This window comes from Pseudomonas sp. LB3P81 (genome assembly GCF_054897965.1).
This window is the reverse complement of sequence record NZ_JBUBVG010000001.1, coordinates 5,433,868-5,452,542: the sequence shown is the minus strand read 5'-3', so window position 1 is coordinate 5,452,542 and position 18,675 is coordinate 5,433,868. Positions and strand designations below refer to the sequence as shown.

At 59.5% G+C, this 18,675-nt stretch carries 17 protein-coding genes; 9 read left to right on the top strand and 8 right to left on the bottom strand.

Translation table 11 applies throughout. The features are described 5' to 3' along the window. Positions 1-219 precede the first annotated feature (219 nt). A complete protein-coding gene (oprI, locus tag ACYZTL_RS25305) occupies positions 220-471 on the top strand; it encodes an outer membrane lipoprotei OprI (protein ID WP_002553018.1) in 252 nt (83 codons plus the stop codon). 124 nt (positions 472-595) lie between these two features. Here oprI and ACYZTL_RS25300 read toward each other — a convergent pair whose 3' ends face one another. From ACYZTL_RS25300 to ACYZTL_RS25290, 3 genes are all read right to left on the bottom strand, one after another. Next, on the bottom strand, positions 596-1,567 hold the full coding sequence (locus ACYZTL_RS25300; protein ID WP_461954026.1) for a L,D-transpeptidase family protein: 972 nt from the start codon (positions 1,565-1,567) through the stop codon (positions 596-598). A gap of 894 nt (positions 1,568-2,461) precedes the next feature. Then, positions 2,462-2,755: a hypothetical protein gene (locus ACYZTL_RS25295; protein WP_003226812.1), complete on the bottom strand. Its 294-nt coding sequence runs from the start codon at positions 2,753-2,755 to the stop codon at positions 2,462-2,464. Between the two features lie 56 nt (positions 2,756-2,811). Further along, positions 2,812-3,417: an arylesterase gene (locus tag ACYZTL_RS25290; protein ID WP_461954025.1), complete on the bottom strand. Its 606-nt coding sequence runs from the start codon at positions 3,415-3,417 to the stop codon at positions 2,812-2,814. A 10-nt stretch (positions 3,418-3,427) separates the two neighbouring features. Between ACYZTL_RS25290 and ACYZTL_RS25285 the strand changes: the two genes are divergently transcribed. The 3 genes from ACYZTL_RS25285 to greB are packed head-to-tail and all read left to right on the top strand — an operon-like array spanning position 3,428 to position 7,147. Further along, positions 3,428-4,111, top strand: coding sequence for an ABC transporter ATP-binding protein (locus tag ACYZTL_RS25285; protein WP_007939984.1), 684 nt, complete (start codon positions 3,428-3,430; stop codon positions 4,109-4,111). Then, positions 4,111-6,615 carry an ABC transporter permease gene (locus ACYZTL_RS25280; RefSeq protein WP_461954024.1) on the top strand — a complete coding sequence of 835 codons (2,505 nt, stop codon included), beginning with the start codon at positions 4,111-4,113 and terminating at the stop codon, positions 6,613-6,615. Before ACYZTL_RS25285 ends, ACYZTL_RS25280 begins: the two co-directional genes overlap by 1 nt. 34 nt (positions 6,616-6,649) lie before the next feature. Then, entirely contained in the window at positions 6,650-7,147 is a 498-nt protein-coding gene (gene greB, locus ACYZTL_RS25275) for a transcription elongation factor GreB (protein ID WP_008031876.1), read from the top strand. A 2-nt stretch (positions 7,148-7,149) separates the two neighbouring features. Here greB and ACYZTL_RS25270 read toward each other — a convergent pair whose 3' ends face one another. The 3 genes from ACYZTL_RS25270 to ACYZTL_RS25260 form a co-directional block, all read right to left on the bottom strand. Beyond that, the gene (locus tag ACYZTL_RS25270) at positions 7,150-7,458 is read right to left on the bottom strand and encodes a class I SAM-dependent methyltransferase (RefSeq protein WP_461954023.1); all 309 of its coding nucleotides are present in this window, start codon (positions 7,456-7,458) and stop codon (positions 7,150-7,152) included. 248 nt (positions 7,459-7,706) lie between these two features. Beyond that, on the bottom strand, positions 7,707-8,141 hold the full coding sequence (locus ACYZTL_RS25265) for a DoxX family protein (protein ID WP_461954022.1): 435 nt from the start codon (positions 8,139-8,141) through the stop codon (positions 7,707-7,709). A gap of 107 nt (positions 8,142-8,248) precedes the next feature. Beyond that, positions 8,249-9,670 carry an MltF family protein gene (locus tag ACYZTL_RS25260; protein ID WP_461954021.1) on the bottom strand — a complete coding sequence of 474 codons (1,422 nt, stop codon included), beginning with the start codon at positions 9,668-9,670 and terminating at the stop codon, positions 8,249-8,251. Between the two features lie 235 nt (positions 9,671-9,905). Between ACYZTL_RS25260 and ACYZTL_RS25255 the strand changes: the two genes are divergently transcribed. Further along, complete coding sequence (locus tag ACYZTL_RS25255; protein WP_461954020.1) at positions 9,906-10,712, top strand: TatD family hydrolase; 807 nt, start codon at positions 9,906-9,908, stop codon at positions 10,710-10,712. A 113-nt stretch (positions 10,713-10,825) separates the two neighbouring features. On the opposite strand, the gene ACYZTL_RS25250 is transcribed toward ACYZTL_RS25255, so the two are convergent. Continuing rightward, positions 10,826-12,052 carry an acyl-CoA dehydrogenase gene (locus ACYZTL_RS25250; RefSeq protein ID WP_461954019.1) on the bottom strand — a complete coding sequence of 409 codons (1,227 nt, stop codon included), beginning with the start codon at positions 12,050-12,052 and terminating at the stop codon, positions 10,826-10,828. Between the two features lie 175 nt (positions 12,053-12,227). On the opposite strand from ACYZTL_RS25250, the gene ACYZTL_RS25245 reads away from it, so the two are divergent. From ACYZTL_RS25245 to ACYZTL_RS25235, 3 genes are all read left to right on the top strand, one after another. After that, on the top strand, positions 12,228-13,157 hold the full coding sequence (locus ACYZTL_RS25245; protein ID WP_461954018.1) for a LysR family transcriptional regulator: 930 nt from the start codon (positions 12,228-12,230) through the stop codon (positions 13,155-13,157). Between the two features lie 206 nt (positions 13,158-13,363). Further along, entirely contained in the window at positions 13,364-13,765 is a 402-nt protein-coding gene (locus ACYZTL_RS25240; RefSeq protein WP_461954017.1) for a MerR family transcriptional regulator, read from the top strand. 159 nt (positions 13,766-13,924) lie between these two features. Continuing rightward, the gene (locus ACYZTL_RS25235; protein WP_461954016.1) at positions 13,925-14,824 is read left to right on the top strand and encodes a hydroxymethylglutaryl-CoA lyase; all 900 of its coding nucleotides are present in this window, start codon (positions 13,925-13,927) and stop codon (positions 14,822-14,824) included. Positions 14,825-15,483: 659 nt separating this feature from the next. Here ACYZTL_RS25235 and ACYZTL_RS25230 read toward each other — a convergent pair. After that, on the bottom strand, positions 15,484-17,178 hold the full coding sequence (locus ACYZTL_RS25230) for an AMP-binding protein (protein WP_461954015.1): 1,695 nt from the start codon (positions 17,176-17,178) through the stop codon (positions 15,484-15,486). A 331-nt stretch (positions 17,179-17,509) separates the two neighbouring features. On the opposite strand from ACYZTL_RS25230, the gene ACYZTL_RS25225 reads away from it, so the two are divergent. Further along, positions 17,510-18,673: an isovaleryl-CoA dehydrogenase gene (locus ACYZTL_RS25225; protein WP_461954014.1), complete on the top strand. Its 1,164-nt coding sequence runs from the start codon at positions 17,510-17,512 to the stop codon at positions 18,671-18,673. Positions 18,674-18,675 lie beyond the last annotated feature (2 nt).

Here is an 18,675-nt window from a genome sequence, read left to right as displayed (position 1 = left end):
CTTTTCCGTGCCAACTCGCTCTGCGCGGGCCTTGCAGCTGAATATTTTTTAATCAAATGCAAGTAAAAGTTGCTCGAAAAAGAATCAACGCCTACAATTTTTTTTGCTTCCTGCTTTACGTCAGTTTACTTACGACAAGTAATGGGTAGTATGTACGCCGGCTATTTCCTCACTCTGAGGAGACAGCTACTTAATAGAAAGTCCTTGAAGGGGAACACGATGAACAACGTTCTGAAATTCTCTGCTCTGGCTCTGGCCGCAGTTCTGGCTACCGGTTGCAGCAGCGTATCGAAAGAAACCGAAGCACGTCTGACCGCTACTGAAGACGCAGCTGCTCGCTCCCAGGCTCGTGCAGACGAAGCTTACCGTAAAGCTGATGAAGCTCTGGCTGCTGCTCAAAAAGCACAACAGACTGCTGACGAAGCTAACGAGCGTGCTCTGCGCATGCTGGACAAAGCTAGCCGCAAGTAATAATCCTTCGGGATTGTTATTAAGCCGACCCATTTATGGGTCGGCTTTTTTATGGCCGGTCGTTTTGTACCGGCCATAAAAAAACCCGCCGACGCAGCCTGCATCGGCGGGTTCTGTTCAAGCCTTACTGCAGCGGGTCGAGCGGTGCACTCGTCACCATCGGTGCGGAAGAGTTCGGCACGGCGATTTCCACCGGCAGGCCATCTTCAGCGGCCACCACATCACGCACCACATCCCAATCCATGCGCAGGTTGTTGGTGATGTCCTCACGCTTGAGCATCGCGTTGATCACGGCGGTGTGCTTGTCGACCACCGACGGGTTGCCGTTATCGTCCAGCGGTGTGTGCGCTTCCAGGTAGACCTTGCCGCCACTGATGCCGAATTTGTACGGGTCGTTGATGATCCGCACCGACGTACCGACCGGCACCATGCCCGCCATCTCCAGCACATTGTTGTTGAACATGCGGAAGCAACCGTGGCTGGTGCGCATGCCGATGCCGAACTTCTTGTTCGAACCGTGGATCAGGTAACCCGGCGTGCCCAGGCTGAATTTGAACGGCCCCAGCGGGTTGTCCGGGCCGGCCGGCACGACGTTTGGCAACGGGTCACCGTCTGCAGCGTGCTCGGCCTTGATCGAGGCTGGAGGCGTCCAGGTCGGGTTCGGTGTCTTGGCCGTGATGGTGGTGTGAGCGATCGGTGAACCCCAACCCTCACGACCGATGCCCAGCGGGAAGGTGTAAACCACATTCCGGCCTTTCGGGTAGTAGTAGAGACGGTATTCAGCCAGGTTGATGACGATACCTTCACGCGGTCCTGGGGGCAGGATGAAGCGCGTCGGCAGCACGATTTCAGTACCGGCGCCCGGCAACCAGGCATCGACGCCAGGGTTGGCCGCGAGCATTTCCGAGTAACCCAGATCGTAAGTGGTGCCAAGGTCGGCGAAGGTGTCTTCGTACTTGGCCTTGATGACCTGAACCTGGCCGATGATGTCTTCACCAGGCGGTGGCAGGGGCAACTCCAATGCTGCTACGGGGCCTGCCACACAAAGGGCGGCAAGAGACAGGTAGCGGGTGACGGCAGGAAAACGCGGCAACATCCGGAAAATCCTTCGCATATTCGACTAGGGTTTAAGAACGCGATTGTACACTGGCGCTTCGGTATTCGGGGAGACGCACCGATAGAGCGCCCATTGGCGACGGGTTTTTGAGGTGTACATATCCATTTCTGCGGTTACGGCCGCTTCGGGTTTCGCCCTTACGGCGAGTCACTTGGAAAAGCCCCAAGTAACCAAGGGCTTTTGCCCCTTTCGTTCGGTGCCTCGCCTAGGCTCGGCATGCCCTCACTCCGGTCCTGCTCCGTGGGCCCGCCGCGATCCATGCGGGGTTGCCCACTGCGCAGAACCTGCGCTCAGCCTCTCGAGGGGGTAAGAAGATCAAAAGCCAGATCAAAAGCACGCGAGGCGGCCTGATAGCCGACCTGACGTCTAGTCCGTCAAGGTCATCAGGGTTGACACCCATTTCAAGGCCTACAAATTTCCACTGTGGGAGCGGGCTTGCTCGCGAAGGCGTCGTGTCAGTCGACATCAATGCTGAATGCCAGTCCGCATTCGCGAGCAAGCCCGCTCCCACAGGTACTCATTGCAAATTCAGGCTATGTGAACGATCAAGTCAGCGAAGCGCGCCCGCTTGAAGCCCAGGTCGGCTGTCGGGCCGCCTCGATTTTGCTTTTGAGGTGCACGCCCCCTCGCGAGGCCGAGCGCAGGTTCTGCGCAGTGGGAAACCCGGCATGGATGCCGGGTTAGCCGCGCACGGCCAGGGATGGCCGATCGCGGCGGGCCCACGGAGCAGGACCGGAGCGAAGGGCCGAACGAAAGGGGCAGAAGCGCTTGGTTACTTGGCGCTTCTCCAAGTGACTCGCCGTAAGGGCGAAACCAATAGCAGCCGTTACCGCAGCAACGGATATGTACACGGTCAAAAAAGACGGTCAGCGGTCAAAGCTCAAAGCGCAGCTCTGGCCAGATCGGCGAAGTGCCGCGTTTCTGCGATTCCAGAATCGCCCGGCACAGCGAGCACAGGCGCTGATCCTGGAAAACGCGGCGATCGACGCTCGACCAGCGCGGCTGCGCCGGAAGCAGGCTGCCGCACAAGGTTCGATCGGCCGAGCCACCCAGTTCCAGCTGACGGGTCACCAGATGTACCCGCACTTCCTGGCAGGCGAACAGATCCAGCTGTTCGTCAGGCTCGATCAGTTGGTAGGCAAAAAGTGACCAGGCGGGACGCGGCATCGGGGGCTCCAAATCGGGGGCGCCACCTTAGCCGAAACGCCGCCGCTAGAAAAGCGTCAAAGAAGCGGTTTCAGTGTCGGCCAGACATTTTCCAGCAACTTGTCCTGAGCCCTCGCAGTGGGGTGCAAGCCGTCGGCCTGCATCAGGTCGGGATGACCGCCCACGCCGTCGAGAAAAAACGGCACCAGCGGGATTTTTTTCTCGTTGGCGACGTTGCTGTACACCTCGGCGAAAGCCTTTGTGTAGCGCGCGCCGTAGTTGGGTGGCAGTTGCATGCCTAGCAGAAGCACCTTGGCCCCGCTAACGCGGGAGCTGTCGATCATCGACGCAAGATTTTGTTGCAATTGCGTTGGCAGCATTCCGCGCAGGCCGTCGTTGCCGCCCAATTCGAGGATCACCAGCGCAGGCTTATGCTCTGCAAGCAGCGCCGGCAGGCGCGCCCGGCCTCCGGCACTGGTGTCGCCGCTGATGGACGCATTGACCACCTTATCGTCGAAACCTTCGCGCTTGAGCCGTTGCTCAAGCAACGAGACCCACCCTACGCGGGTATCCAGTCCGAAACCGGCGCTGATACTATCGCCAACGATCAGGACTGTACCCGCCGCTGCGTTCTGGGCCATGCACATCAAGGCCAGGCCAGCACTCAAAAACCACACACGCATCGGATTCTCCATGGGCGCAAGCATTCTCACCGCGAAGAACCTCAGCAAAGTGGTTCCCAGCGCGGAAGGTGAACTGACTATCCTGCACGAACTCAGCCTGGAACTGAACAAGGGCGACAGCCTGGCCATCGTCGGCGCTTCCGGTTCCGGCAAATCCACCCTCCTCGGTTTGCTCGCCGGCCTCGACCTGCCGAGCAGTGGCGAAGTCACCCTCGCCGGCCAGGGCCTGAGCAATCTAGATGAAGATCAACGCGCGCGTATTCGCGCCGAACACGTCGGTTTTGTGTTCCAGTCCTTTCAACTGCTCGACAGTCTCAACGCCCTTGAAAACGTGATGCTGCCGCTCGAACTCGATGGCCGCAAAGACGCCCGTGAGCGCGCCACCGAACTGCTGCAACGTGTCGGCCTCGGCCAGCGCCTGACCCATTCGCCACGTCAACTCTCCGGTGGCGAGCAGCAGCGCGTGGCGATTGCCCGTGCGTTTGCCGCCGAGCCCGATGTGTTGTTCGCCGACGAACCCACCGGCAACCTCGACAGCCACACCGGTGAGCGCATCAGCGACTTGCTGTTCGAATTGAACAAGGAGCGCGGCACGACCCTGGTGCTGGTGACCCACGATGAACGTCTGGCACATCGCTGCCGGCGCCTGATCCGACTTGAAGCCGGCCTGCTGGTCGCCCCTCTGGAGCCTTGATGGCACGCTTGCCGCTGTTGCGCCTGTTCAGTCTCGCCATCCGTCAATTGCTACGCGACGCCCGTGCTGGCGAGTTGCGGGTGTTGTTCTTCGCCTTGCTGGTGGCGGTGGCGGCGAGTACCGCCATCGGTTACTTCGGCGCCCGCCTGAATGGCGCCATGATGCTGCGCGCCACCGAATTTCTTGGCGCCGATCTGCTGCTTGAAGGCAGTTCACCGGCGCGACCCGAACAGATCAAAAGCGGGACGGAGTTGGGCCTCGAACATGCGCAGGTGGTGGAGTTCTCCAGCGTCATCGCCACCGACAACGGCATTCAGCTATCCAGCATCAAAGCCGCCGACGCTGTCTATCCCCTGCGCGGCGAACTGAAAAGCGCCCCCGCCCCTTTTGCTCCGGAAGAGCCCGGTGGAGGACCGAAACCCGGTGAAGCCTGGGTCGAGGCACGGCTGCTGACCGCGCTGGACCTGAAGATCGGCGACAGCATCGACGTCGGCATGCACACCCTGAAACTGGCGCGCGTGCTGACCTACGAACCGGATCGCGCCGGCAATTTCTACAGCCTGACGCCACGCGTGCTGATCAACCTCAGCGACCTCGCCGCCACCGGTGTGGTGCAACCCGGCAGCCGCGTCAGTTACCGCGAACTCTGGCGCGGCAACGCCGAGGCGCTGGAAACCTACCGTCAACTGATCAAACCCGGCCTCGCCGCCAACCAGCGCATTCAGGATGCCCGTGACGGCAACCGACAGATCGGCGGCGCTTTGGGCAAGGCCGAGCGTTACTTGAACATGGCCAGTCTGGTGGCGGTTCTGCTGTCCGGTGTCGCGGTGGCATTGTCGGCGACGCGTTTCGCCACCCGCCGCTTCGATGCCAGCGCGTTGTTGCGCTGTCTGGGACTGTCCCGTCGGGAAACCATGGTCCTGTTCAGTTTGCAGCTGACGGTGCTCGGACTGTTGGCCAGCATCAGCGGCGCATTGATTGGCTGGCTGGCGCAGCTTGGCCTGTTCGCGCTGCTGCATGATTTGTTGCCAACCGACGTTCCACCGGGCGGCCTGTTGCCGGCCATCGCCGGGATCGGCACCGGGCTGGTGGCGCTGGCCGGTTTTGCCCTGCCGCCCCTCGCGGCGCTAGGCCGGGTTCCGCCATTGCGGGTATTGCGCCGCGACATGCTGCCGATTCCTTCCAGTACCTGGATGGTCTACGGCGCAGCCTTGGGTGCACTTGGTTTGATCATGTGGCGCTTGAGTCTGGATCTGCTGCTGACCTTCGCCCTGCTCGGCGGTGGCGTGATTGCCGCGCTGATGCTGGGTGGCTTGTTGTTGCTGCTTCTGAAAAGCCTGCGCCGGATGCTCGCGCGAGCTTCATTGCCTTGGCGTCTCGGATTGGGTCAATTGCTGCGCCATCCACTGGCTGCCGCCGGACAATCCCTGGCCTTCGGTTTGATTCTGCTGTCCATGGCGTTGATCGCCCTGTTGCGCGGTGAACTGCTGGACACCTGGCAGAATCAGTTGCCGAAAAACGCGCCGAACTATTTCGCGCTGAACATTCTGCCGGCGGACAAACAGACCTTTACCGATCGCCTGATCGAACTGTCGGCGAAATCGGCGCCGCTGTACCCGGTGGTGCCGGGACGTTTGATCAGCATCAACGGCGAACCGGTGCAGGAGATCGTCAGCAAGGACTCGGCCGGAGATCGGGCGATCCAGCGCGACCTGAGCCTGACCTGGGCGGCAGACCTGCCGGCGGGCAACAAACTCACTTCAGGCAACTGGTGGAGCGAACAACCAGCGGACGACATTCCCGGCGTGTCAGTGGAAGGCAAGGTCGCCGAAAGCTTGAAGCTCAAACTGGGCGATCACATGGTGTTTACCGTTGGCGGGGTCAATCGCGAAGCGAAAGTCACCAGCCTGCGGGACATCAACTGGGACAACTTCCAGCCGAACTTCTTCATGATCTTCCAGCCGGGAACACTGAAGGATTTACCGGCGACCTACCTGACCAGCTTCTATCTCGCGGCCGGTCACGATCAGCAGATTGTCGACCTGTCTCGATCCTTCCCGGCAGTCACCATCCTGCAAGTCGAAGCCTTGTTGGAACAACTGCGCAGCATCCTCGCGCAAGTCACCCTGGCGGTGGAGTACGTGTTGTTGTTCGTGTTGGCGGCGGGTATGGCGGTGCTGTTCTCAGGCCTGCAAGCGACGCTGGATGAACGCATCCGTCAAGGCGCATTGTTGCGAGCGCTGGGGGCCGAGCGACAATTACTGGTCAAGGCGCGGCGGATCGAGTTCGGTCTGCTCGGCGCAGTCAGCGGATTGCTGGCAGCACTGGGTTCGGAACTGGTGAGCCTGGTGCTGTACCGTTACGCGTTCGATCTGCCATGGCACCCACATCCATGGCTGTTGGTATTGCCATTGATCGGCGCTGCGCTGATCGGCGGTGCCGGCGTGTTCGGCACCCGTCGGGCCTTGAACGCCAGCCCCCTGACAGTGTTGCGCGAGGGTTGATAGACTCAAGCCCTCTCAATCACAAGAAGTTGCCATGAGCCGTTATCGCCCTCCCCGCACCGCTGGCACCGCGCTGATCACCCCCGAAGGTGAAGCGCGGATGCGGGCCGAGTTTCATGAGCTCTGGCATGTGCGCCGACCGCAGGTCACGCAATCGGTCAGCGAGGCCGCAGCGCAAGGTGATCGCTCCGAGAACGCCGAATACACCTACGGCAAAAAGATGTTGCGCGAGATCGACAGCCGCGTGCGTTTTCTTACCAAACGCCTGGAAGCACTCAAGGTCGTCAGCGAAAAACCGAGCGATCCGAATAAGGTCTACTTCGGCGCGTGGGTCACGATAGAGGACGAGGACGGCAAGGAGTCGCGTTACCGCATCGTCGGCCCGGATGAACTGGACTTGAAACTGGGCCTGATCAGTATCGACTCACCGTTGGCACGTGCCCTCATCGGCAAGGCGCTGGACGCCGAAGTTCGAGTCCAGACACCGACTGGTGAGCAATGCGTGTATATCGTGGCGATCGACTACCCATAACCTCAACGGCGGGTGATCAATCCTTGTCGGGCAACGCGCGTCAGTTGCCTGATCACTTCCGGCGCCTCTTCGACGCTGGGCGATTGAATCACCGCCAGGTCGAAACTGTCGCTGGCAAATCGGGCCAGTGACTCACCGTCTTCGACAAACTGGATCAGGAACGCTGCCGGCCCGCCGGTGCGACGTGGCCAGCCATCCAGATAACGCAGGAGCGTCGGCTGATGTTTGCCGCCAAGCAGGATTTTTGGATTGCGCTGGGTGAGGTGTGCCGTGATCGGCGCGGGGCGTACAACAGGGTTTAGTGCATTCATCGTGTCGTGTCTCTGCCTCAAAAGTCTGCATGGCAGGTGAGAGGCAACACCGAACCAGCGCTTTAGCGGTATTTCGAAGCCTGTTTCAAGCTTCTGTCGGCAACTGAATGAGTCACCTGGCGCCCCGCAAGTAGCTGTTTAAATCGGCGCATGAGCAGCATCCTAGAGAAGCTGACTGGACAGTGTCAAGAATGACGCAAAACAAAAAAGGCCCGCGCAATGCGGGCCTTTTCGTTGAGTCAGAGCGGTCAGCCAGCGATGGCGCGGTCGGCCGACAGTTTGCCGCCGCCTTCGATCAGTACCGCGATGGTGCCGCCGAGCAAGGCCAGGGCGAATTCATAACCGTTGTTGACCATGAACAAACCGTGAGGGAGGTGCACCGAGAAGATCGCCACCAGCGAGAGGATGGTCAGGCCGAGGGCTGCCGGCCGGACCAACAAGCCGATGATCAAGGCAAGACCGCCGAAGAACTCAGTACCGCCCGCCAGCGTCGCCATCAGATAGCCCGGTGCCAGACCGATGCTCTCCATGTACTGCGCGGTGCCACCCAGACCGTAACCACCGAACGCCCCGAAAAGCTTCTGCGCGCCGTGGGCAGCGAAGATGATGCCGACGAAGATCCGCAGAATAGCCAGGCCATAGCCAGCGCGGGTAAACAGTACCTTATTGATCAGTGTGCTCATGCTGTGTCATCCATTCTGGAGTTAGGTGTGTTGGTTGGCCGCTATATTAATCAGCAAATCAAATGTTAAAAGCGCAATTTTTCCGCCATAACAATCAGTTTAGTCGATCATTTACGCGAGGCAACCTTCTGCCCTTGGGGCTCCAACGACCCCCGCTCCCGATCGAACGCCAGGTAATACTTGTTCACGCTATTAACATAGCTGACGGGGCCCATTCCCACCTGCTCCATGGCGATGCGTTCGACCTGGAAGAACCACTGATTAGGATTCAAACCACGTCGCCGCGCTTCCGCGCGCATGCCCTGAACCCGCTCCGGTCCGATGTTGTAGGCCGCCAACACAAACGCCATGCGCTCACGCTCGTTGAGTTTGGGGCTGGCAAAAAACTTGCGGCGGATCATCGCCAGGTACTTGGCCCCGGCCTGCACGTTGGCGTCGAGGTCCTGAATATTATTGACCCCCACGCGCTGGGCTGCGGACGGGGTGATCTGCATCAAGCCAGTGGGGCCGCTACCACTCCGGGCGTTGGGCTGCAGGGCAGATTCCTTGAACGCCAGTGCCGCCAGGTTCAGCCAGTCCATGCCTTGGGCATCCGCGTGCTTTTGCAGCACCGGTCGAAGTTTTTCCAGGCGCTGGCGATCAGCCTTGGCCAACGGATAGTGCACTTGATACAGGCGTCGATAGATCCGCAGGAACGCCGCGTCCTGATCCGAGGGCTTTTTGTACCCGGTCAGGAAACGATCGATGCTCGCCCGCAGCATTGAGGCATCCCGGCGCACGAACCAGAACTCTTCCCCCGGCTCGCTGATCAGCACCTGTCGATCGAAGCGCAGCTTGGTCAGGATCTTGCCCCAGCGCTCGACAATCGGTTGCTCGACGATAGTCAGGTGAAAGATGCCGCCCTGAACCATCTCCAGCACGTCTTCGACCGCCAGGCTCGGATCGACCCACTCGATCTTCACCGGCGCCAGTTTGTGCAGGGCAAGTTTTTGATTGATCTGACTGATCGCTTCCGCGGCGGCACTGCCGGTGGGCAATGCCAGGGTTTTACCGGAAAGTTGTTCAAGGTGGGTGTAGCGTTTTTCGCCTTTGATCCCGACCAGCACCAGCGGGATGTTGCTGGCAATAGGCTCACTGGTGCTGACGGCGTAACCCGGTTGCAGATCGAGCAATTCCCCCGGCGCAACCAGATCGCCCTCCCCGCGCTGTAATGCGCCGAGCAGTTGATCCTTGGCTTTGGGGATGATCTTGAGGGTGACTTCCTGACCGTCGCGGGCGTAACCATTGAGGTATTGCTCGAAAGCGCGCAATCGATGGTATTCAACGCCGATGGCCTGGCCCTGGACTTCACCGGAGCTGTTACGGCTCTGGTTGACGAGCACCTTCAGCACTCGGCTGCTGCGGATTTCCTGCAGGTCGCGCACCTTGGCCGCCGGCACGGCTTGCAGCGGGCCGGCAAGACGCGCAACCGCCGGCATCGGCAGCAGTAACAAACCACACAGCAGTAACAAAATCGAGGGACGAGTCATCCACTCTCCGGAAAGAATACTGGGCCGATTTCAACAATTCTCATGAAACCGAACGTCAGAAACAGAGCGCCTTGAGCGCTGGCAAAGTGCAAAAGACTGGCACAGTGATGGCACGCTGACCACCCCGGCTTGTCTCAAGGCATCAAAAGACAGCGTTAACTCGTTGTAGTTCTTGGCTTTTCTTATAAATCTACAGCTCTGATATGCTTTCCGGCCTTTGGTCCGAGGTAGCACCATGCAACTCATCGATATCGGCGTCAACCTGACCAACCCCAGTTTTGCCGACAAGCACCAGGCTGTACTCGACCGCGCGTATGCCGCCGGGGTCTGCCAATTGGTGCTAACCGGCACCAATGTCGAGGGCAGTGAACAGGCGCTGGAACTGTGCCAGCAACTGGATGACACGGCTCAACGGCTGTTCGCCACCGCCGGCATTCACCCACATGCGGCCAGCGACTGGAACGCCGACAGCGCCCAGCGTCTACGCAGTTTGCTCAAAGAGCCGAACGTGGTGGCCGTGGGTGAATGCGGCCTGGATTTCAATCGCGATTTCTCGCCGCGTCCGCAACAGGAAAAAGTCCTCGAAGAGCACCTGGCGATGGCGGTCGAGCTGCAACTGCCAGTGTTTCTCCACGAGCGCGACGCCAGTCAGCGCTTGCTGGAAATCCTCCGCGATTACCGCGACCAATTGCCGGCCGCCGTGGTGCATTGCTTCACCGGCGAGAAGAAAGCGCTGTTCAGCTACCTCGACCTGGACTTGCACATCGGCATCACCGGCTGGATCTGCGACGAGCGTCGCGGCACGCATCTGCATCCCTTGGTGAAAGAGATCAAGCGCGGGCGGTTGATGCTGGAGAGTGATGCGCCGTATCTGCTGCCACGCAGCTTGCGGCCCAAGCCTAAGAATGGTCGCAACGAACCGGCGTATCTGACTGAAGTATTGCGGGAAGTGGCGTTGCATCGCGGGGAAAGCGAGGAAGAACTGGCGGCTCACAGCACCGCATGTGCGCGGGCCTTTTTCGGGCTGCCAATACTCGACTGAGGCCTTGATTATTGTAGGAGCGAGCTCGCTCGCGATGGTCGCTAACGATAACGCGTGTTTGCTGGATAAACGCGGTGCGTGGGCGTCCATCGCGAGCAAGCTCGCTCCTACAATTAATGGCTGCGCATCATTTCCTTTGGTACGTACTTGCCGATTTCGAACTTGCCGATCGCCGCGCGGTGCACTTCGTCCGGGCCGTCGGCCAGGCGCAGAGTGCGCTGCATCGCATACATGTAGGCCAGCGGGAAATCATTGGAAACCCCTGCCCCGCCATGGATCTGGATCGCCCGGTCGATGACACGCAATGCCACGTTCGGTGCGACCACCTTGATCTGCGCGATTTCGCTCTTCGCCACTTTGTTGCCGACGGTGTCCATCATGTACGCCGCTTTCAAGGTCAGCAGGCGTGCCATGTCGATTTCCATCCGCGAGTCGGCGATTTTGTCGATGTTGCCGCCCAGACGCGCCAACGGTTTGCCGAACGCCGTGCGGTTCACCGAGCGTTTGCACATCAGTTCCAGAGCACGCTCGGCCATGCCGATCGAACGCATGCAGTGGTGAATCCGGCCCGGGCCAAGGCGACCCTGAGCGATTTCGAAACCGCGTCCTTCGCCCAACAGGACGTTTTCGTACGGTACCCGGACGTTTTCGAACAGCACTTCGGCGTGGCCGTGTGGCGCGTCGTCGTAACCGAACACCGGCAGCGGACGGACGATCTTCACGCCAGGGGCGTCCACCGGCACCAGAATCATCGAATGCTGGGCAAGGCGCGGCGCATCAGGATTGCTCAGGCCCATGAAGATCATAATCTTGCAGCGCGGATCGCAGGCACCCGAAGTCCACCATTTCTTGCCGTTGATCACCCACTCGTCACCGTCACGCACGGCGCGGGCTTCCATGTTGGTGGCGTCGGAGGAAGCCACGTCCGGCTCGGTCATGGCGAACGCCGAACGGATCTCACCGCGCAGCAGTGGTTCGAGCCAACGTTGTTTCTGTTCTTCGTTGGCGTAACGCACCAGCACTTCCATGTTGCCCGTGTCGGGTGCCGAGCAGTTGAACGGCTCGGGGCCCAGCAGCGAGCGGCCCATGATTTCTGCCAATGGCGCGTATTCGAGGTTGGTCAGGCCGGCGCCGAGTTCGGACTCAGGCAGAAACAAATTCCACAGGCCTTCAGCCTTGGCCTTCAGTTTGAGTTCTTCCATGATCGCAGTCGGCTGCCAACGGTCGCCCTCGGCAACCTGCCGTTCGAACACGGCTTCGGCGGGATAAACGTAGGTGTCCATGAACGCGGTCACGCGCTCACGCAGTTCTTGCACCTTGGGCGAATAAGCGAAATCCATGAGCAGCTACCTTCTGGGGGGAGGTTGTTTAGGTCATGCAAACGATGCTAGAACAGCTACGAAAATTTACCTAGCCTATTCTCGGCATGTATTAACATTCATCACCGATATATGATCGGGTGATTGCCGAGGCCCCGGCCTCATCAAAACGCCACAACAATAAGAGTGCAGCGCAATGAATCTGAGCAAGGTCGACCTCAACCTTTTCATCGTCTTCGACGCGATCTACACCGAAGCCAACCTGACCCGCGCCGGGCAGATTGTCGGCATTACCCAGCCTGCGGTCTCAAACGCTCTGGCACGCTTGCGCGAGACGTTCAACGATCCGTTGTTCGTGCGCACCGCCCAAGGCATGGTGCCAACGCCGATGGCCCAGAACATCATCGGCCCGGTGCGCAACGCCCTCTCCCTGCTGCGGGTGTCGGTACAGGAAAGCCGTATCTTCAACCCGCTACAGGCGGTCAAGACGTACCGCATCAGCATGACCGACCTCACCGAAGCGGTGATTCTGCCGCCGCTGTTCCAGCGCCTGCGACGCCTGGCGCCGACGGTGATTATCGAAAGCTTCCTGTCCAAGCGCCGCGAGACCACCAAGGAACTGGCAGCCGGGCGGCTCGACTTTGCGGTTGATGCGCCGCTCAACACCGACCCACAGGTGCGTCACGTCAAGTTGATGGAAGACCGCTACGTGTGCGCCATGCGCAAGGGCCATCCGTTGGCGGTCAAAGAGAAATTCACCCTCGATGATTACCTGTCGCTGACCCACATCCATATTTCCAGCCGCCGCAGCGGTCTCGGCCATGTCGACCTGGCTCTGGGCAAGATGGGCATCCAGCGCAAGATCGCCCTGCGTTCCCAGCATTACCTGATGGCGTCGCAGGTGTTGCAGCAGACCGACATGGTCATGACCGTGCCGGAACGCTTCGCCCGTCGTCATGACTTGTACTCGGTGAACCTGCCGGTCAACGATGTGCCCCCGGTGGAAACCCACCTCTACTGGCACGAAAGCACCGACCAGGACCCGGCCAATCGCTGGATGCGTGAGCAGATGATCGAGTTGTGCCAGCAGGTGACGGCGCAAGAGAAGAAGTTCGATAAGGTGTAGGAATTTTGTACCGCGTCATCGTTCTTCGCGGGCAAGCCCGCTCCCACAGTGTTCCTCGTTGTTCACAAATTCTGTGCTCACTGAAGATCCCTGTGGGAGCGGGCTTGCCCGCGAAGAGGCCCGCAAGCACACTGAAGAACCATGCCCCTTGACGTAAACGTCAACCTACCTTTAGCTTAGCGCCATGACCTTTTTCGAGCGCGCCCATGAGCAGCCAGACCTATAGCATTTCCGACCTCGCCCGCGAACTCGACATCACCACGCGGGCCATTCGTTTCTATGAAGAGCAAGGCCTGCTCAGCCCCGAGCGCCGTGGCCAGGAACGCATCTATTCGCCCCGGGACAAGGTCAGCCTGAAGCTGATCCTGCGGGGCAAGCGCATCGGCTTCTCCCTGGCTGAATGCCGCGAGCTGATCGAACTTTACGACCCCACCGGCGGCAACCAGAAACAGCTGCAAACCATGCTCAACAAAATCGCCGAGCGCCGCGAACAACTGGAGCAGCAGATGCTCGACATCGAGCAGATGAAGCTGGAACTGGACACCGCGCAGGAGCGCTGCACTCAGGCGCTGGAACAGACGATGAAAAGCCAGCCGGTGGTTCAATAGTTTTACGCAGTCCACTGTGGGAGCGGCGGTGCGGCGGTCCGACTTGCTCGCGAATGCGGTGTGTCAGTTGACATACTTGACTGACACACCGCATTCGCGAGCAAGCCCGCTCCCACAGGGTTCCATGAACATTCAGAAAATCAGCACAGGTCGATCCCCATGTCTCTTCCCTCCCACGTACGCCTGGTCGAAGTCGGCCCGCGCGACGGCCTGCAAAACGAAGCTCAACCGATCAGCGTTGCCGACAAGGTGCATCTGGTCGACGCGCTGACCGCTGCCGGCCTCAGCTATATAGAAGTCGGCAGTTTTGTCTCGCCCAAATGGGTGCCGCAGATGGCCGGGTCCGCCGACGTCTTCGCGCAGATCCAGCGCAAACCGGGCGTAACCTACGGCGCCCTCGCCCCCAACCTGCGCGGATTCGAAGATGCGATCGCCGCCGGGGTCAAGGAAGTCGCGGTGTTCGCCGCGGCGTCCGAAGCGTTCTCCCAGCGCAACATCAACTGCTCGATCAGCGAAAGCCTGGAGCGTTTCGCGCCGATCATGGAGGCCGCCAAACAGCATGGGGTCAGCGTGCGCGGTTATGTGTCCTGTGTGCTGGGTTGCCCCTACGAAGGTAACGTCGCACCGGAACAGGTCGCCCGGGTTGCCCGCGAGCTCTACGCGATGGGCTGCTACGAAATCTCGCTGGGCGACACCATCGGCACCGGCACGGCAGGCGCGACGCGCAAGATGTTCGACGTGGTGTCGGCCGACGTGCCGCGGGAGAAACTCGCCGGGCACTTCCACGACACCTACGGCCAGGCCATGGCCAATATCTACGCCAGTCTGCTGGAAGGCATCGCGGTGTTCGACAGTTCCATCGCCGGCCTCGGCGGCTGCCCTTACGCCAAGGGCGCCAGCGGTAACGTCGCCACTGAAGATGTCGTTTATCTGTTGAACGGCCTTGGTATCGACACGGGTATCGACCTGGACGCCTTGATTCTCGCTGGCCAGCAGATTTGCACGGTGCTGGGGCGTCCGACCGGTTCGCGCGTGGCCAAGGCTCGCAGCGCGCAGTGAATGTGTCGGGGTGTTACCGCTGCTGGCCGGAACGTGGGAGCAAGCGAGTAACACGGAAACAAATTGTCGGATTTTGCCTGAACGAAAAATCCGACAAAATCATAAGTAATTGATTTATAACGATTTTTAAAAGTTGGCACGGCTTCTGCTATCTCTATTGCATAACAAGAATAAAAAGCAGCAAACCAATAAAAATAAGACGAAACGACTCTGACATAACAAGAACAACACGGCAGAGACGCAGCTAACAGATTTTTTTGGAGAAGGTGTGCTTTTCAGGGTGCTTTTCGGAGTTACCCGCAACCGGGCAGAGAACAATAAAACTACCTTCAGGTAGCTCCCGAACTGGTTGGATCGCTTAGCGAAAAAGTAGATCAGCGCTCAAAAAAATACGTTTGCTCTTGATCCCGGATGGGGATCGACAAAAACAGCGGTAAAGGGTCACGGTTGCCAAAAACAAAAACAGACCGCCCCTCAATAATAAAAAAAGAGCACGCGCAACGAAAATTAAAGGGGAGCTTCGGCTCCCCTTTGTGCTTTCTGCGATTCCTGAAAGAGCCTAAAGATGGATACAAATCCCTGTAGGAGCTGGCGCAGCCTGCGATCTTTTGATCTGAACCTTCTGCGCCAACCCAAAAGATCGCAGCCTTCGGCAGCTCCTACCGTATCGCTTTGAGCTCCTCGATACTGATCTCGCGCATCCGGAATTTCTGGATCTTGCCGGTAACAGTCATCGGAAACTCCTCGACAAACTTGAAGTAACGCGGCGTCTTGAAGTGCGCGATGCGCTCCTTGCACCAGGCTTGCAGCTCCGGCTCGGTGGCGCTGTGGCCCGGGTGGAACTTGATCCAGGCGACGATCTCCTCGCCATAACGCGAACACGGAATGCCGATCACCTGCACGTCCGCCACCGCCGGGTGGGTAAAGAAGAACTCTTCCAGCTCCCGCGGGTAAATATTCTCACCACCGCGGATAATCATGTCCTTGTTGCGCCCGGCAATGCACACGTAGCCTTCGTCGTTCATGCTCGCCAGGTCGCCGGTGTGCATCCAGCCAGCCTGGTCGATCGCTTCCGCAGTGCCTTCGGGGTTGTTCCAGTAACCGAGCATTACGCTGTAACCGCGGGTGCAGAGTTCACCAATGGTGCCGCGTGGCACCAGGTTGCCCGCCTCGTCGATGATTTTGCTCTCCAGTTGCGGCTGGGTGCGGCCGACGGTGGTGACGCGCAATTCCAGTTCGTCTGACGGACCGGTCTGCAAAGACACCGGACTTGTTTCCGTCATGCCGTAGGCAATCTGCACTTCGCTCATGTGCATTTCGCTGATGACCCGACGCATCACTTCGATCGGACAGGTCGCGCCGGCCATGATCCCGGTGCGCAGCGTCGACAGGTTGAACTCGGCGCGCTGCGGCTGATCGAGCATGGCGATAAACATCGTGGGGACGCCGTAAAGCGCGGTGGCTTTTTCTTCGGCGACAGTGGTCAGGGTGAGCAACGGATCAAAGGCGTCGTTGGGGTAAATCATGGTGCTGCCGTGAGTGATGCAGCCCAGGTTGCCCATCACCATACCGAAGCAGTGGTACAGCGGCACCGGGATCACCAGTCGATCATTGGCAGTCAGCCCGAGGCTTTCGCCAACCATGTAACCGTTGTTCAGAATGTTGTAGTGACTGAGGGTCGCACCTTTCGGGAAACCGGTGGTGCCGGAGGTGTACTGGATGTTCACCGGTTGGTCGAAATGCAGGCTGTCCTGACGTTCGCGCAACTGTTCGGCGGACACGCTGGCCGCGAGATCGGCCAGTTGTGACCATGGCAGGAAACCCGATGGCGGTTGCGCATCCAGACTGATGACCCCGCGCAGTTCAGGCAGGCGCTCACTCTGTAACTTTCCGATGGATTGCTCCGCCAGCTCAGGCAGCAGCCCTTGCAACATGCCGTGATAGTTGGAGGTCTTGAAAGAGCCGGCGCAGACCAGCCATTGGCAACCCGATTGCTTCAAAACGTATTCGAGTTCAGAGCTGCGATACGCCGGATTGATGTTGACCAGAATCACGCCGATTTTCGCGCTGGCAAACTGGCTGATGCACCACTGCGCGCAATTCGGTGCCCAGATGCCGAGGCGATCTCCGGCCTGCAAGCCCAGCGCCAGCAATGCTCTGGCATGCAGGTCCACCGCGTCGGAGAGTTGTTGCCAGGTGTAACGCAGCTGTTGATGGCGTACGACCAATGCCTCTCCAGCCGAGTACTTCGCGACGGTGTTATCGAACGCCTGACCGATGGTCATCGCCAGTAAGGCTTTGTCCTGGGAACCACGGGTATAGCTGCGCTGCGGGCTTGCACTGGGTTGATCCATGACGACCCCTATTGTCTTTATTGTAGGAGCGAGGCTTGTGTGGCGAGGGAGCTTGCTCCCGTTCGGCTGCGCAGCAGTCGTGAAATCATCAGCCAGAGTGCTTTCTGACACACCTGACTTGCCGATTTACGATCGCTTCGCGCTCGAGCGGGAGCAAGCTCCCTCGCCACAGAATGCGCCGCTGGTCTTTCCAGAACTGCCTATACTCTCGCTCAAGTTGACGTTAACGTAAAGGGTGATTGACAGCCATTCGTCACAGGCTTACGTTAACGTAAAGGTGAGAGCTGAATCACTGCCCTCCCCACCCTACAAAAAAGCCAAAAGGTGACCCATGAGCTACCCATCCCTGAACTTTGCCCTCGGTGAAACCATCGACATGCTGCGCGATCAGGTTCAGTCCTTCGTCGCCAAAGAGATCGCGCCGCGCGCTGCTCAGATCGACATCGACAACCTGTTCCCCGCCGACCTGTGGCGCAAGTTCGGCGACATGGGCCTGCTCGGCGTTACCGTGCCGGAAGAGTACGGTGGCGCTGGCCTGGGTTACCTGGCTCACGTGGTGGTCATGGAAGAAATCAGCCGTGGCTCGGCGTCGGTCGCCTTGTCCTACGGCGCGCACTCCAACCTCTGCGTCAACCAGATCAACCGCAACGGCAATCACGAACAGAAAAGCAAATACCTGCCCAAGCTGATCAGCGGCGAGCACGTCGGCGCCTTGGCCATGAGCGAACCGAATGCCGGTTCCGACGTGGTGTCGATGAAACTGCGCGCGGACAAACGTGGTGATCACTACGTTCTCAACGGCAGCAAAACCTGGATCACCAACGGCCCCGACGCCAACACCTACGTGATCTACGCCAAGACCGACCTGGAAAAAGGCCCCCACGGCATCACCGCGTTCATCGTCGAACGTGACTGGAAAGGCTTCAGCCGCAGCAACAAGTTCGACAAGCTCGGCATGCGCGGTTCCAACACCTGCGAACTGTTCTTCGATGACGTCGAAGTGCCGGAAGAAAACATCCTCGGCGTGCTCAACGGCGGCGTGAAAGTACTGATGAGCGGCCTCGACTACGAGCGCGTAGTGCTCTCGGGCGGCCCGACCGGGATCATGCAGGCGTGCATGGACCTGATCGTGCCGTACATCCACGACCGCAAGCAGTTCGGCCAGAGCATCGGCGAATTCCAGCTGATCCAGGGTAAGGTCGCCGACATGTACACCCAACTCAACGCCAGCCGCGCCTACCTGTATGCGGTCGCTCAAGCCTGCGAACGCGGCGAGACCACCCGCAAGGACGCCGCCGGCGTGATCCTCTACAGCGCCGAACGCGCCACTCAAATGGCCCTCGACGCGATCCAGATCCTCGGCGGCAACGGCTACATCAACGAATTCCCGGCCGGTCGTTTGCTGCGTGACGCCAAGCTGTACGAAATCGGCGCTGGCACCAGTGAGATCCGTCGCATGCTGATCGGTCGCGAACTGTTCAACGAAACCCGCTAAGA

Excerpts from the sequence above, each read along its gene's own strand:
- ACYZTL_RS25300 (WP_461954026.1), bottom strand. The coding sequence starts at position 1,567 with ATGTTGCCGCGTTTTCCTGCCGTCACCCGCTACCTGTCTCTTGCCGCC.
- ACYZTL_RS25280 (WP_461954024.1), top strand. The coding sequence starts at position 4,111 with ATGGCACGCTTGCCGCTGTTGCGCCTGTTCAGTCTCGCCATCCGTCAA.
- ACYZTL_RS25225 (WP_461954014.1), top strand. The coding sequence starts at position 17,510 with ATGAGCTACCCATCCCTGAACTTTGCCCTCGGTGAAACCATCGACATG.
- ACYZTL_RS25255 (WP_461954020.1), top strand. The coding sequence starts at position 9,906 with ATGCAACTCATCGATATCGGCGTCAACCTGACCAACCCCAGTTTTGCC.
- ACYZTL_RS25245 (WP_461954018.1), top strand. The coding sequence starts at position 12,228 with ATGAATCTGAGCAAGGTCGACCTCAACCTTTTCATCGTCTTCGACGCG.
- ACYZTL_RS25270 (WP_461954023.1), bottom strand. The coding sequence starts at position 7,458 with ATGAATGCACTAAACCCTGTTGTACGCCCCGCGCCGATCACGGCACAC.
- ACYZTL_RS25260 (WP_461954021.1), bottom strand. The coding sequence starts at position 9,670 with ATGACTCGTCCCTCGATTTTGTTACTGCTGTGTGGTTTGTTACTGCTG.
- ACYZTL_RS25230 (WP_461954015.1), bottom strand. The coding sequence starts at position 17,178 with ATGGATCAACCCAGTGCAAGCCCGCAGCGCAGCTATACCCGTGGTTCC.
- oprI (WP_002553018.1), top strand. The coding sequence starts at position 220 with ATGAACAACGTTCTGAAATTCTCTGCTCTGGCTCTGGCCGCAGTTCTG.
- ACYZTL_RS25235 (WP_461954016.1), top strand. The coding sequence starts at position 13,925 with ATGTCTCTTCCCTCCCACGTACGCCTGGTCGAAGTCGGCCCGCGCGAC.
- ACYZTL_RS25265 (WP_461954022.1), bottom strand. The coding sequence starts at position 8,141 with ATGAGCACACTGATCAATAAGGTACTGTTTACCCGCGCTGGCTATGGC.
- greB (WP_008031876.1), top strand. The coding sequence starts at position 6,650 with ATGAGCCGTTATCGCCCTCCCCGCACCGCTGGCACCGCGCTGATCACC.
- ACYZTL_RS25240 (WP_461954017.1), top strand. The coding sequence starts at position 13,364 with ATGAGCAGCCAGACCTATAGCATTTCCGACCTCGCCCGCGAACTCGAC.
- ACYZTL_RS25250 (WP_461954019.1), bottom strand. The coding sequence starts at position 12,052 with ATGGATTTCGCTTATTCGCCCAAGGTGCAAGAACTGCGTGAGCGCGTG.
- ACYZTL_RS25290 (WP_461954025.1), bottom strand. The coding sequence starts at position 3,417 with ATGCGTGTGTGGTTTTTGAGTGCTGGCCTGGCCTTGATGTGCATGGCC.
- ACYZTL_RS25285 (WP_007939984.1), top strand. The coding sequence starts at position 3,428 with ATGGGCGCAAGCATTCTCACCGCGAAGAACCTCAGCAAAGTGGTTCCC.
- ACYZTL_RS25295 (WP_003226812.1), bottom strand. The coding sequence starts at position 2,755 with ATGCCGCGTCCCGCCTGGTCACTTTTTGCCTACCAACTGATCGAGCCT.